The 13517-nt window shown below is 60.3% G+C and carries 12 protein-coding genes and 1 other RNA gene; 12 read left to right on the plus strand and 1 reads right to left on the minus strand.

The window, feature by feature from the left end; all coding sequences use genetic code 11:
• Positions 1–33: 33 nt before the first annotated feature.
• Complete coding sequence (locus tag E4P32_RS20050; RefSeq protein WP_116435359.1) at positions 34–2142, minus strand: TonB-dependent siderophore receptor; 2109 nt, start codon at positions 2140–2142, stop codon at positions 34–36.
• A gap of 412 nt (positions 2143–2554) precedes the next feature.
• Between E4P32_RS20050 and E4P32_RS20055 the strand changes: the two genes are divergently transcribed.
• The 12 genes from E4P32_RS20055 to E4P32_RS20110 all read left to right on the plus strand — a co-directional run bounded on the left by E4P32_RS20055 (position 2555) and on the right by E4P32_RS20110 (position 13495).
• Positions 2555–3631 carry a LacI family DNA-binding transcriptional regulator gene (locus E4P32_RS20055; RefSeq protein WP_116435360.1) on the plus strand — a complete coding sequence of 359 codons (1077 nt, stop codon included), beginning with the start codon at positions 2555–2557 and terminating at the stop codon, positions 3629–3631.
• A 198-nt stretch (positions 3632–3829) separates the two neighbouring features.
• On the plus strand, positions 3830–4636 hold the full coding sequence (locus E4P32_RS20060; RefSeq protein ID WP_116435361.1) for a transporter substrate-binding domain-containing protein: 807 nt from the start codon (positions 3830–3832) through the stop codon (positions 4634–4636).
• Positions 4637–4697: 61 nt separating this feature from the next.
• Positions 4698–4771, plus strand: a non-coding RNA gene (locus tag E4P32_RS20065) — sX9 sRNA.
• A 90-nt stretch (positions 4772–4861) separates the two neighbouring features.
• On the plus strand, positions 4862–5560 hold the full coding sequence (locus E4P32_RS20070) for an amino acid ABC transporter permease (RefSeq protein WP_116435362.1): 699 nt from the start codon (positions 4862–4864) through the stop codon (positions 5558–5560).
• A complete protein-coding gene (locus E4P32_RS20075) occupies positions 5557–6207 on the plus strand; it encodes an amino acid ABC transporter permease (RefSeq protein ID WP_116435363.1) in 651 nt (216 codons plus the stop codon). Before E4P32_RS20070 ends, E4P32_RS20075 begins: the two co-directional genes overlap by 4 nt.
• Positions 6194–6928 carry an amino acid ABC transporter ATP-binding protein gene (locus E4P32_RS20080; protein WP_116435364.1) on the plus strand — a complete coding sequence of 245 codons (735 nt, stop codon included), beginning with the start codon at positions 6194–6196 and terminating at the stop codon, positions 6926–6928. The genes E4P32_RS20075 and E4P32_RS20080 overlap by 14 nt, the downstream gene beginning before the upstream one ends.
• Positions 6925–7671 carry a sugar phosphate isomerase gene (locus E4P32_RS20085; protein ID WP_116435365.1) on the plus strand — a complete coding sequence of 249 codons (747 nt, stop codon included), beginning with the start codon at positions 6925–6927 and terminating at the stop codon, positions 7669–7671. The genes E4P32_RS20080 and E4P32_RS20085 overlap by 4 nt, the downstream gene beginning before the upstream one ends.
• Before the next feature lie 38 nt (positions 7672–7709).
• Positions 7710–8654 carry a sugar kinase gene (locus E4P32_RS20090; protein ID WP_116435366.1) on the plus strand — a complete coding sequence of 315 codons (945 nt, stop codon included), beginning with the start codon at positions 7710–7712 and terminating at the stop codon, positions 8652–8654.
• Between the two features lie 19 nt (positions 8655–8673).
• Positions 8674–9633 carry a D-glycerate dehydrogenase gene (locus tag E4P32_RS20095; RefSeq protein WP_116435367.1) on the plus strand — a complete coding sequence of 320 codons (960 nt, stop codon included), beginning with the start codon at positions 8674–8676 and terminating at the stop codon, positions 9631–9633.
• A 229-nt stretch (positions 9634–9862) separates the two neighbouring features.
• The gene (locus tag E4P32_RS20100) at positions 9863–10618 is read left to right on the plus strand and encodes an electron transfer flavoprotein subunit beta/FixA family protein (protein ID WP_016832755.1); all 756 of its coding nucleotides are present in this window, start codon (positions 9863–9865) and stop codon (positions 10616–10618) included.
• A gap of 12 nt (positions 10619–10630) precedes the next feature.
• Complete coding sequence (locus E4P32_RS20105) at positions 10631–11560, plus strand: electron transfer flavoprotein subunit alpha/FixB family protein (protein ID WP_116435368.1); 930 nt, start codon at positions 10631–10633, stop codon at positions 11558–11560.
• Positions 11561–11692: 132 nt separating this feature from the next.
• Positions 11693–13495 (plus strand): acyl-CoA dehydrogenase, encoded by a 1803-nt coding sequence (locus E4P32_RS20110; RefSeq protein ID WP_116435369.1) that lies wholly within the window; start codon positions 11693–11695, stop codon positions 13493–13495.
• The last annotated feature ends 22 nt before the right edge of the window (positions 13496–13517 follow it).

Genomic DNA, 13517 nt, shown 5'->3' on the forward strand with positions numbered 1-13517 from the left:
TCAGGGCGGCCTTTTTGCATTGTCGAACCGGTATCAGTAGCGATAACCCAGCGTCAGCATTACGACGCGATCGTCGCCCAGCGCAACCGCGTTGGCCAGGCCGCCGGCGTAGTACTGCGTGTTGAAGATGTTCTTGACGTTCAAGGCGGTGCGCCAGCGCGCGGCATTGTAGGCGACGCCGACATCGGTCAACACGTAGCCCGGGAGCGAATAGCCGTTGGTGCGCTGACGGCTTTGGCCGTGCACGCCGCCGTTGAGCTCCCAGCCGGTCAGTTCGCCATTGAAACGGTAGCGCGCGCTGGTGTTGAAGTTGTGGCGCGGCACGTTGTCCAGCCATTGGCCGACGGTGGTGACCTTCTGTCCGCCGTCGTCGCTGATCACAGCCGAGGTGTAGGAGTAACCGGCCAGCAGGCTCACGCCGTTCTGGAAGTCGCTGGTGATGCCGATTTCGCCGCCTTGTGAATGCTGTTCGCCGACCGCAATCTTGAAGGTGGTGTTAGTCGGATCGGTCTGCAATACGTTGCGGCGGCGCAGATCGAATACCGCTACGTTCAGGTTGGTGCGGCCGCCATCCAGTTCGAACTTGACGCCGGCTTCCAGCTGTTTGCCGGTCTCCGGCTTGAAGGTGTTGCCGCCGATGTCGGTGCCGGAGTTCGGATAGAACGAGGTGGAATAGCTGACGTACGGACGCACGCCACGCAGCACTTCAACCATCAGCGCTACCGAGCCGGTGTTGGCGCTGGCGGGATTGTCCGTGTGTTTTTTGGTCCCGAGGTTATCCGAATAGGTGGAGGTATTGTCGCGGCGCAGACCTGCCAGCAGTTGCCAGCGATCGCCGAACTGGATCTGATCGCGCAGGTAGACGCCCAGATCGCGCACGGTGGTCGAGGTGTTGGTGTTCGGCGTGGCAGGACAGACCAGGCGTGCGCCGTAGACCGGATTGTAGACGTTCAGGGCGGCCACGGTGCAAGTGAATGAGCGGGCGTCTTCACGCGTATTCAGATAATCCGAGCCGAAGGTGACCTGGTGTTTGCCAACAGCCGTATTGAAGCTGCGCTGCAAGTTGGTGTCCATCGTGATGGTCTCGCCGTTGAAGGTCTGGTCGGTGCCTGTGCGTGTCAATGTGGTGCCGGTGGCTGCCGTGTTGGCGACCAGCTGTCCGCTCATCGCAAATTGCTGCCAGCGCAGGTTGTTGTTCAGCGTCCAACCGTCGTCAAAGCGATGCGTCAGCGAATAGCCCAGGCGGGTTTCGGTGGCGTTGTACGGCCGCGCTGCAGGTTCGCCGGTGAAGCGGCTGAGCGGGATGCTGCCGTTGACGTTGCGATTGATCGATCCCGACAGCGGCAGGCCTTGCTGGCGGATGTAACCGCGTTCCTGGAAGCTGGTCAGGATGGTGAAGTCGGTGCGCGCGCCGAGATCCAGCGACAGCGACGGTGCGATGTAGCGGTTCTTGAACCAGACGTAATCGGTGGCGTCGTTGGAGTTGGAGATCAGGCCGTTGATGCGGAAGGCCTGTTTGCCGTTTTCCGACAGCGCCTTGTTCAGGTCGATGGTCGCCTGGCGGAAGTCGTGGCTGCCGACGGTGACGTCGGCATTGGCGAAGTCGTAACCTTGCGGCCGCTTGCTGACCATGTTGACCAGGCCGCCCGGCAATACCAGTCCGTACAGCAAGGAACCCGGTCCCTTCAACACTTCGACTTGCTCCAGGCCGAACAATTGCTCGGCGACGCGATTGGAGGCCGCCGTGCGCAGGCCGTCCAGGTACAGCGAATCGGATGCCACCTGGCCGCGAATGATCAGATCATCCCAGCCGCGTCGTCCGAATTGGCCGGAGACCACGCCGGGTGCATTCTTGAGCGCATCCGCGAGTGTCACGGCCTGCTGGCTGTCGAGCACGGCGCGCGGCACCACCGAAATGGACAGCGGTGTCTGCGACAACGGCACAGAGGATTTGTTGACCTGCGTTTTTGCCGCGTTGTAGCGGCTTTCCGCATCGCCGTCGGCGGTCACGTTCACTGCTGGCAATTGGTTCGTATCTGCGGCGGTCGTCGGGGCGGAAGATTCTGTGGTTTGCGCCAGCAGGATTGACGGTGCAAGGGTAGCCAGGCCCAGAAGGGCGGCGCGGGTGCGTTTAAGGGACATGGAGGGATGGCTGGGAGTTTTTTGGTAATGAGAACTATTTTTATTCATTGTATCGTCTCATACCGCGATGCAGCAAACTAATTGGAAGAATATTTGTATTTTTGTAGAAAAATTTTGAAAGCCGCAGATGTGTCGGTATCGGCAGTCGCACCAGGAGTTTCATGGTGATGACGGCATTTGGTACGTCGCCCACTCGAATTTTCCTGAGAGAAATTCAGTGCTTAGTTTCATCATTCTTCATCAAATTTTTCATGTGAAATAGTTTGCCAAACAAAATTCTCACTGTTATCTTGGAACCGGTTCCAAAGATTCATCATAAAAAAGAAACCTGGGAATCCGTAGCACAAATCAATCGATGTATCGATAGATAACAATCAACGATTTGGCAGGTAGAGTGAGACAAAAATCCTATATGCAACACGCGCGCATGCAGCAGGCACACGGCGCGGGCAAGGTCACGATTGCCCAGGTCGCACGCGAAGCGGGTGTGTCGAAGACAAGTATTTCAAGGTATCTCGGCGGCGAGCTTGACGCCCTGTCGGAGCATCTGCGCGAACAGATTCGCAGCACGATCGCCCGGCTCGGCTATCAACCGAGCCAGATGGCGCGCGGCCTCAAGGGCGGGCGCACCAAGCTGATCGGGATGCTGGTGGCGGACATCCTGAACCCGTATTCGGTGGCGGTGCTGCACGGCGCCGAAGCGGCTTGCCAGGAACATGGCTACACGCTGATGCTGTGCAATACCGGCAACGACGAGAAGCGCGAGAAACAATCGTTGGCGGCCCTGCATTCCTATAGCGTGGAAGGCTTGCTGTTCAATACGCAAGGGCGCAATGTGACGCCGTTGAAGGAGTTGGGGCAAGCGGCGTTTCCGGTGGTGTTGCTAGACCGGCGCGTCGAGGGCTGCGATTTCGACCTGGTCGGACTGGACAACGTCGGTGCGGCACGCATGGCGACCGAGCACCTGCTGGCCGGCGGTTACACCGATATCGGCCTGGTGGTGCAGCCGCTGCACGGCGTCAGTTCACGCCAGGGGCGGCAGGCAGGCTTCCTGCAGGCGATGGCCAAGCGGCCGGAATGCCTCGGCGAGACGCTGGAAGTGCACATCGACCAGCCGGGTCACGTCGCCACGACGCTGGATGATTTCCTGAAACGCCGGCGCAGCAGGAACAGCGGCGGCAGCGGCAGGGTGGCGATTCTGGCGGGTAACGGCATGGTGTCGCTGCAGATCGCACTGGCGCTGCAAAGCATGAAGCTGCGCTTCCCGGAAGACATCGGCCTGCTGTGTTTCGATGAATTGTCCTGGTCGCCGCTGGTGGGTAGCGGCATCAGCACCATCGAGCAGCCGACCTACGACATCGGCTTTGCCGCGATCGAGCGCCTGCTGGCGCGCATCAACGGCGAAGGCGCACCGCGTCGGGAGATTTTGCTGGATGGCCGCCTGATTCCGCGCGGCTCCAGCACGCAAGCGAAAGACATGATTTTGTAAGGATTCTGGAACCGATACCAGAGAAAACAAATGCACGGGTGATGCATCACTGCTCAGAAAAAAGCAACAAAAAAAGCACCAAAAGAGGCGGTAAAGAAAGACGTAGACAGTCGTACTACAGCGGGCGCAAGCCTATAACGAGGACGTTCATCCGGCTCCCTTATCCAGGGCAGGGGATGACGAAAAGGAGACTACACCATGAGCATCAAGAATCTGTTGAGCACCAAATTCATCGCGCTGACCCTGGCCGCTACCTGTGCAGCCGGCGCAGCAGCCAGCGCCAGCGCACAAACCGTGGCCGACCTGATCAAGAAGGGCAAGGTCACCATCGGCGTCGTCAGCGGCACACCGCCGTTCGGCAGCGTTGACGCCAAGGGCGAACCGATCGGTTACGACGTCGACGTCGCCAACCTGATCGGTAAATACATTGGTTTGCCGGTGGAAATCGTTCCGCTGGTGCCGCCTGCACGTATTCCTGCACTGGAATCCGGCAAGGTCGACTTCCTGGCCGCCACTCTGGCGCCGACGCCTGAGCGCGCCAAGGCCGTCATGTTCACGATTCCTTACAGCGCTTTCGAGTTGTCCATCGTTGGTCCGGTTGGCTCCAAGTTCAAGACCCTGAACGACCTGGTCAAGAAGAAGGTCGGCGTTTCGCGCGGCAGCACCAACGACACGGCACTGACACGTCTGGCGCCTGCCGGCACCGTGCTGGTCCGTTTTGAAGATGACTCGACCGTGACCCAGGCTCTGCTGAGCGGTCAGGTTGATGCGATCTCCATCCCGAACACCATGGCCAATGAAATCGTGAAGACCCGTGGCGCCGGCAAGATCGACGTCAAGTTCCCTTACTCCTTGCAACCGAACTCCATGACCGTGCGCAAAGGCGCGTTCGATCTGCAGCAATGGCTCAACAACTTCATCTACTACGTCAAGCTGAACGGCGAGCTGGATGCAATCGCCCGCAAATGGTCGGGTTCGCCACTGCCAAATCTGCCAGTTTTCTAAAACCTGCCTGGGATCCTACTGCGAGGCCATGATCCGGCGTCGGGCGGTGCTCGGAATCCTCACGTACTAAAGTACGCTCCGGTTCCTGCGCTCCGGCCGCCACCGGCTGATGGCCTCTCGCTACGGATCGCAGACAGGTTTGCGTTGGGTTGATCCCTGAGTACAGGGGTTTGGCAGGGCGGATGTGCAATCGCATCCGTCCTGCGAATTGGCAAGGAGTAGACGATGTCTTATGATTTTCAGTTTGCGTTCATCTTTCAGCACATGGACCAGCTGCTATGGGGAGCCTTGCTCACCATCCGGCTCAGTGCGCTGTCGATGATCTGCGGTTTGGCGGTGGGTATCTTCGGGGCGATCGTGAGCATTCACGGTTCTGCGCCGGCCCGCTTCGCGGTCACGTCCTATGTGGAGCTGATCCGCAGCACGCCTTTCCTGGTGCAGTTGTTCATTATCTTTTTCGGCTTGCCCGCAGCGGGCGTGCAGGTCGATGCCAACGTCGCCGCATTGGTGGCGATGACGGTCAATCTCGGCGCGTATTCGACTGAGATCGTGCGCGCCGGCATGATGGCGGTCCATCCGTCGCAGGTCGAGGCGGCCCAGGCGCTGGCGATGACGCGCTGGCAGGTGATCCGCCACGTGGTGCTGACGCCGGCGCTGGAGAAGGTCTATCCGGCATTGGCCAGTCAGTTCACGCTGATGATGCTGGCTTCCAGCGTGGTCTCGGCGATTTCCGCCGAAGAGCTGACCGCGAGCGCCAACCTGCTTGATGCGGAAACCTTCCGCAGCTTCGAAATTTACCTGATCGTGATGGGCCTCTACATTCTGCTGGCGCTGCTGTTCCGCCTCGGTTTCTGGCTCATCGGTCTGGTTGTGTTCAAACGCCGCCGCCGTCTTGGCGTAGCGCGGCCAAGGGGGAACCGATGATTGCCGAATTTTCCTGGGACCAGTTCATCTTCCTTTGGGAAGCCGCACGCTGGACCGTGCTGTTGTCGGTGCTGGCGTTCATCGCCGGCGGCTCTGCCGGTTTCGTGGTCGCGCTGATGCGCACCTCGCATCTGCAGATCCTGCGCACCTTGTCGGCGGTGTACATCCAGATCATCCAGGGCACGCCGGTGCTGATCATCCTGTTCCTGTCGTTCTACGGACTGGCGATCTACGGCTTCAAGCTGCCGCCGATGGTGGCTGCGACGATCGCCATGACGATCTACACCAGCGCCTACCTCGGCGAAATCTGGCGCGGCTGTATCGAAGCCGTGCCGGTGCCGCAATGGGAAGCATCGACTGCGTTGGCGATGACACGCTGGCAGCAGCTGCGCTACGTGATCCTGCCACAGGCGATCCGTATTTCGCTGCCGCCGACGGTCGGCTTCCTGGTGCAGATCGTCAAGAACACCTCGATTGCCTCCATCATCGGTCTGGTCGAGTTGACGCAGGCGGGCAAGCTCGTCAGCAATGCGACGTTCCAGCCCTTCCTCGTTTTCCCTATTGTCGCCGCGATCTATTTCATCTTCTGCTATCCGCTGTCGCGTTTCAGTTTTGCCCTAGAAAGGAAATTCCATGCCCATCGTTGAGATCGAGAACATCACCAAGAGCTTTGGCAGCAACCAGGTCTTGAATGGGATATCGTTGTCCGTCGAGCGCGGACAGGTCATCGCGGTCATCGGCCGCAGCGGTTCTGGGAAAAGCACCATGCTGCGTTGCATCAATGGTCTGGAGACGATTGATGGTGGTAGCATCAACGTCGCCGGTCACAAGCTCACCGCCAAGCATGAGCACCTGATCGAGCTGCGCAAGGATGTCGGGATGGTGTTCCAGCACTACAACCTGTTCCCGCATCTGACCGTGGAGGAGAACGTCATGCTGTCGCCGCGCATCGTCAAGAAAGTGGCGACTGAAAAAGCGCGTGAAACCGCGATCAAGGTCTTGACGCAAGTCGGCCTCGAGCACAAGCGCGACGCTTATCCGGAACAATTGTCGGGCGGCCAGCAACAGCGCGTGGCGATTGCCCGTTCGCTGGCGATGGAACCGCAGGTCATGCTGTTCGATGAAGTGACCTCGGCGCTGGATCCGGAGCTGACGCAGGAAGTGCTGAAAGTCATGGAAGAACTCGCAAGGGGAGGGATGACTATGTTGCTCGTCACGCACGAAATGGAATTCGCCCGGCGCGTCGCCGATCTCACCGTGTTCATGCATCAGGGCAAGGTGTGGGAAGCGCGTCCGTCGAAGGAATTCTTCTCCGATCCGCAAACGCCGGAAGCGCGCCAGTTCGTCGGCGCCGGCAACATCAAATGAAAACCCCGGTACTGGTTGCGGCCTCGGCCTACGGCGCGGATTTCGTGCGCCAGGTCGGGCACGCGCACCTGATTCCTATCGTGGCTGCGGCCGGTGCGGCGGGCCTGGAAATCCGCCGGGAATTGTTTGTCGAGTTGCCTGATTTCGATGAGCTGCACGGGCTGCTGGTGAAGCACAAGCTGTTTTCGGTCTATTCGGCGCCGATCGAGTTGTTCCGCAAGGACGGTTCGTTGGCGCGCGATGAACTCGATCAGGTCATGGACGAGGCGCAACAGCTGCAGTCGCGGTTCCTGAAAGTATCGCTGGGCCATTTTTCGCCGGCCAGCAACATGCTGGACTGGTCGCGTTTTGTCGCCCAGGCGCCGGTCCCTTTACTGCTGGAAAACGACCAGACCGAGCATGGCGGCAAACTGGAATCGATCGCCAATTTCCTGGCGGTCTGTTCCGGCACCGGCGTCCCGGTCGGCATGACCTTCGACATGGGCAACTGGCGCTGGAGCGGCGTCGACGCCGAAGTGGCGGCCCGCACGCTGGCGGCGCACGTGCAATACGTGCATTGCAAGGGCGTGTGGAACGACAAGGGCAAGCTCAAGGCGATCCCGCTCGACGAAGACGACGCCGTCTGGCGCCGCCTGTTTTCACATTTCCCGCGCGGCGTGCAGCGTGCGATCGAATTCCCGATCATCGGCAAGGACCTGGAAGTGGCGACCCGCGATTACGTGGCGATGCTGGCCTCTGCTTAGCCGGATCATCTGCCGCACCCCTTCAGAGAGAACGAGTAATGCAAACACAACTGGACGTCGTTACGTACGGCGAAGCACTGGCGTTGTTTGTCGCGGACGAGGTCGGCGATTTTGCGGATGTTGAAAAATACACGCGCCGCCTCGCCGGCGCCGAAACCAACGTCGCCATCGGCCTGGCGCGCCTGGGCCTGAAGGTTGGCTGGGTCAGCCGCGTCGGCAATGATTCCTTCGGACGCTTCATCTGCAAGCGCGTTGCCCAGGAAGGCGTCGACGTCAGCCACGTGGCGACCGACAAGGAATTTCGTACCGCGATCCAGCTCAAGGCCAAGGCCGTGGACGGGGCAGACCCGGCCATCGAGTATTACCGCAAGGGTTCGGCCGCCAGCCATCTCTCACAAGTCGATTTCGACGAAGCCTATTTCGGCGGCGCGCGTCACTTGCACGCGACCGGCATCGCGGCCGCCTTGTCGCCGAGCACGATGGCGTTCGCGCATCACGCGCTGGACTTCATGCGTGCGCGCGGCAAGACGATTTCCTTCGATCCGAATCTGCGGCCGATGCTGTGGCCGTCGCAGGAAGTGATGGCGCAGAAGCTCAACGAGCTGGCGTTCAAGGCCGACTGGGTATTGCCCGGCCTGAGCGAAGGCAAGATATTGACCGGCCACAGCGAGCCGTGCGACATCGCCGCGTTCTATCTTGAGCGTGGCGTCAAGCAAGTCATTATCAAGCTGGGTGCGGACGGCGCCTACTTCCGCAACGCCGACGATGAAGGCATCGTGGCCGGCGTCGCGGTCAAGGAAGTGGTCGATACGGTCGGCGCCGGCGACGGTTTCGCGGTCGGTGTGATCAGCGGTTTGCTGGAAGGCTTGTCCATGACGGAGGCAGTCATGCGCGGCAACCGCATCGGCGCGTTTGCGATCCAGGTGGTGGGCGACATGGAAGGTTTGCCGACCCGTGCGCAACTCGACGCTGCTTCCGCCTGACGCGATCCGGGAACATCCTATGAAACAACATGTAGTCGTATACAAGAAATTGCCGGACGATTTGCTGCAGCGTCTGCGCGATGAATTCGATGTCACGTATTTTGAAGCGATCAACGCCGGCAACCGTGCGCAGTTTCTGGCTGCGCTGGAGACGGCGCAGGGCATGATCGGCGCCAGTTTGCCGATCGGCAATGACATGCTGGAAGTGGCTCCCCTGCTGAAGATCGCTTCGACGGTGTCGGTCGGCGTCGACAACTTCGACCTCGACTATTTCCGCAAGCGCGGCCTGATGCTGGCGCACACGCCGGGCGTGCTGAACGAGGCGACGGCGGATGCGATCTTTTCGCTGATCCTTGCCAGCGCGCGCCGCGTGGTGGAACTGGCGGAATTCGTCAAGGCCGGTAAATGGAAGGGCAGCATCGGCGAATCGCTGTTCGGAGTGAATGTGCACGGCAAGACGCTCGGCATGCTCGGCATGGGGCGTATCGGCAGTGCGGTGGCGCGACGGGCGCATCACGGTTTCGGCATGAAGATCGTGTATCACAACACGCGACCCAATCCCGAGGCGGAAGCGTCGCTGGCGGCCACTTATGTGACACGCGACGAACTGTTTCGGCAGGCGGACTTCGTTTGTCCGATGCTGCCGCTGACGGCGCAGACCGAACGCAGCATCGGTGCACGCGAATTCGGGCTGATGAAGCCGAGTGCCATTTTCATCAATGCGTCGCGCGGACGCATCGTCGATGAAGCGGCGCTGATCCAGGCGCTGCAACGCAAGACCATTTACGGCGCGGGACTCGACGTCTTCGAGCAGGAACCATTGCCGGTCGATTCTCCTTTGCTGCAATTGTCCAATGTGGTGGCCTTGCCGCATATCGGTTCGGCCACGCATGAAACGCGGCGCGCCATGGCTGAACTGGCCGTCGACAATCTGATCGCCGGTTTGCGCGGCGCACAACCGGCGCATCTGGCGGTGTAATTTTCCCTGCAGAATCCGGACGTGGTGACGTCCGGAAACTCTGTCCAAAATCCTTTCCAAAAAGCTGTTCCGGGGACTTTCGCTGCGGCGATTTAGTGTGTATGCTTCACACATTAAAAAGAACGATCGTGCTAAATTTAAACGATGTCCGGCTTTTGCCGCGCTTTTGCTTTTATAATCACCGTTCAGTTAACGTTTACGTCAATTCGATTTTTCCAAGGACCAGGCGATGAAAGTATTAGTCCCCGTCAAGCGGGTAGTAGATTACAACGTCAAAGTACGCGTCAAATCCGACGGTAGCGGTGTGGACATCGCCAACGTCAAGATGTCGATGAACCCCTTCGACGAGATCGCCGTGGAAGAAGCCACGCGTCTTAAAGAAGCGGGCAAAGTCACCGAGGTCATTGCAGTTTCCTGCGGCGTGACGCAATGCCAGGAAACCTTGCGCACCGCCATGGCCATCGGCGCCGACCGCGGCATCCTGGTGGAAACACCGGCCGATCTGGACCTGCAACCGCTGGCCGTGGCCAAGCTGCTCAAAGCGCTGGCCGATAAAGAACAACCGCAACTGATCATCCTCGGCAAGCAAGCGATCGACGACGACAGCAACCAGACCGGCCAGATGCTGGCGGCGTTGCTGGGTTGGCCGCAAGCGACCTTCGCCTCCAAGGTCGTGGTGGAAGATGGCAAGGTTTCGGTCACCCGTGAAGTCGACGGCGGCCTCGAAACCCTGTCGCTGACGCTGCCAGCCATCGTGACCACCGACCTGCGCCTGAACGAACCGCGCTACGTCACGCTGCCGAACATCATGAAGGCCAAGAAGAAGACCCTGGACATCGTCAAGCCGGACGACCTCGGTGTCGACGTCGCGCCGCGCGTCAAGACGCTCAAAGTCGCCGAACCGGCCAAGCGCAGCGCAGGCGTGAAGGTGCCTGACGTCGCGACCCTGGTTGCGAAGCTCAGAAACGAAGCCAAAGTCATTTAAGGAAGAGACAACATGACCGCACTCGTCATTGCAGAACACGACAATGCCAGCCTCAAGGGCAGCACACTGAACACGATTACCGCTGCAGCGCAAGCCGGCGGCGACGTCCACGTCCTCGTAGCCGGCCATAACGCCAAGGCTGCCGCTGATGCAGCCGCGCAAATCGCCGGCGTATCGAAGGTCTTGCTGGCTGATGCACCGCAATTCGCCGACGGCCTCGCAGAGAATGTCGCCGAACAAGCCTTGGCCATCGCCAAGGACTACACCCACATCCTGGCCCCAGCCACTGCCTACGGCAAGAACATCCTGCCGCGCGTGGCCGCCAAGCTGGACGTGGCGCAAATTTCCGAAATCACCAAGGTCGACAGCCCTGACACTTTCGAGCGTCCGATCTACGCCGGCAACGCGATCGCCACCGTGCAATCGACTGACGCGATCAAGGTCATCACCGTGCGCACAACCGGTTTCGACGCAGCAGCCACAGGCGGCAGCGCCGCAGTCGAATCGCTGACGGCAGTAGCCGACTCCGGCAAGTCCAGCTTCGTCTCGCGCGAAGTGGCCAAGTCGGATCGTCCTGAACTGACCGCCGCCAAGATCATCGTCTCGGGCGGTCGTGGCATGGGCTCGTCGGAAAGCTTCAAGATCCTCGAGCCGCTGGCCGACAAGCTCAACGCCGCCATGGGCGCTTCGCGCGCCGCTGTCGATGCAGGCTACGTGCCGAACGACTGGCAAGTCGGCCAGACCGGCAAGATCGTGGCGCCGCAGCTGTACATCGCCGTCGGTATTTCCGGCGCGATCCAGCATCTGGCGGGCATGAAGGATTCCAAGGTGATCGTGGCGATCAACAAGGATGAAGAAGCGCCGATCTTCTCGGTGGCGGACTACGGCATCGTCGGCGACTTGTTCGAGATCGTGCCTGAGCTGGTCAAGCAACTGGGTTAATCAGCAATATCAAATCGGCCCTCTCGCATGACAGGGCCGATTTTTTAGCAGCGCAGGTAATACAGCAAGCAGTAAAAACGAATGCGGAAGCAGCGCAACAGCAGATTGCGTACACAGGATCAGGAGTCGGAGATGAGCTACGTTGCACCATTGAAGGATATGCTGTTCGTCATGAACGAACTGGCAGGATTGTCGGAAGTCAACGCATTGCCAAACTGCGAAGACGCGACGCCGGAAACCGTGGAAGCCATTCTGGAAGAAAACGCCAAGTTCTGCGGCGAAGTGGTGGCGCCGCTCAATCATTCCGCCGACCAGGAACCGAGCTCCTGGAGCGACGGCAAGGTCACGACCAGCAAGGGCTTCAAGGAAGCCTTCAAGCAGTTCGGCGAAGCCGGCTGGCAGGGCGTGCAGCATCCGGTGGAATTCGGCGGCCAGGGTCTGCCGAAATTGGTGGCGACGCCCTGTATCGAAATGCTCAACTCCGCCAATCTCTCATTCGCGCTGTGCCCACTGCTCACCGACGGCACCATCGAAGCATTGATGACAGCCGGCACCGAAGAGCAAAAGAATACGTACCTGACCAATTTCATCTCCGGCAAGTGGACCGGTACGATGAATCTGACCGAGCCGCAAGCCGGCTCAGACCTGGCGCTGGTGCGCACGCGCGCGGTGCCGCAGGGCGACGGTACGTTCAAGTTGTCGGGCACCAAGATTTTCATCACGTACGGCGACCATGACATGGCCGAGAACATCGTCCATCTGGTGCTGGCGCGCACGCCGAATGCGCCGGAAGGCGTGAAAGGCATTTCGCTGTTCATCGTGCCGAAGTTCCTGGTCACGCCGGACGGTTCGCTGGGCGAGCGCAACGACGTGCATTGCGTGTCGATCGAACACAAGCTGGGCATCAAGGCCAGCCCGACTGCGGTGCTGCAATTCGGCGACCATGGCGGCGCCGTCGGCATGCTGGTCGGCGAGGAAAATCGCGGCCTCGAATACATGTTCATCATGATGAACGCCGCGCGCTTCGCTGTCGGCATCCAGGGCATCAGCGTGGCGGAACGCGCCTATCAAAAAGCCGTGGCCTATGCCAAGGACCGCGTGCAATCGCGCGACCTGGCGGGTTCCGCCGGCGCCGTCACCATCATTCACCAGCCGGATGTGCGCCGCATGCTGATGTCGATGCGTTCGCAAGTGGAAGCGTCGCGCGCGCTGGCATATGTTGCCGCTGCAGCGTCAGACGCAGGTCACCATCATGCCGACGAAGCCACGCGCAAGACCAACCAGGCTGTCTATGAATACCTGGTGCCCATCGTCAAGGGCTGGTCGACCGAGTTGTCCATCGACGTCACCTCGACCGGCGTGCAGGTGCATGGCGGCATGGGCTTCATCGAAGAAACCGGCGCTGCGCAGTATTACCGCGACGCCCGCATCCTGGCGATTTACGAAGGCACCACCGCGATCCAGGCCAATGATCTGGTCGGTCGCAAGACTTCGCGCGATGGCGGCGCGGTTGCCAAGGGCATCATCGGCCAGATTCACAAGACCGAAGCGGCCCTTGCAACTGCTGCTGCGGGCGAATACGGCGACGACCTGCAGGCGATCCGCAAGCGTCTGGTGGAGGGTACGCGCGCGCTGGACGACGTCGTCAACTACGTGGTTGCGAACATCAAGACGGACATCAAGGGTGTGTTTTCAGGCAGCGTGCCATACCTGAAGCTGGCCGGCATCGTGCTGGGCGGCTGGCAAATGGCGCGCGCCGCGCTGGTGGCCGTCGACAAGCTGAAAGCCGGTGACGGCGATGCGCAGTTCTACAAGGCCAAGATCGCGACCGCGCGTTTCTATGCGGATCACGTGTTGACGCAGGCATCGTCGCTGCGCGCGGCGGTGGTGGAAGGCAGCGCCGGCGTGCTGGCGTTGACCGAAGAGCAATTCTGAGGTGGTGGCGCTTGCCGGGCTA

Source organism: Herbaspirillum sp. 3R11 (assembly GCF_004563925.1).
GTDB lineage: Bacteria > Pseudomonadota > Gammaproteobacteria > Burkholderiales > Burkholderiaceae_D > Herbaspirillum.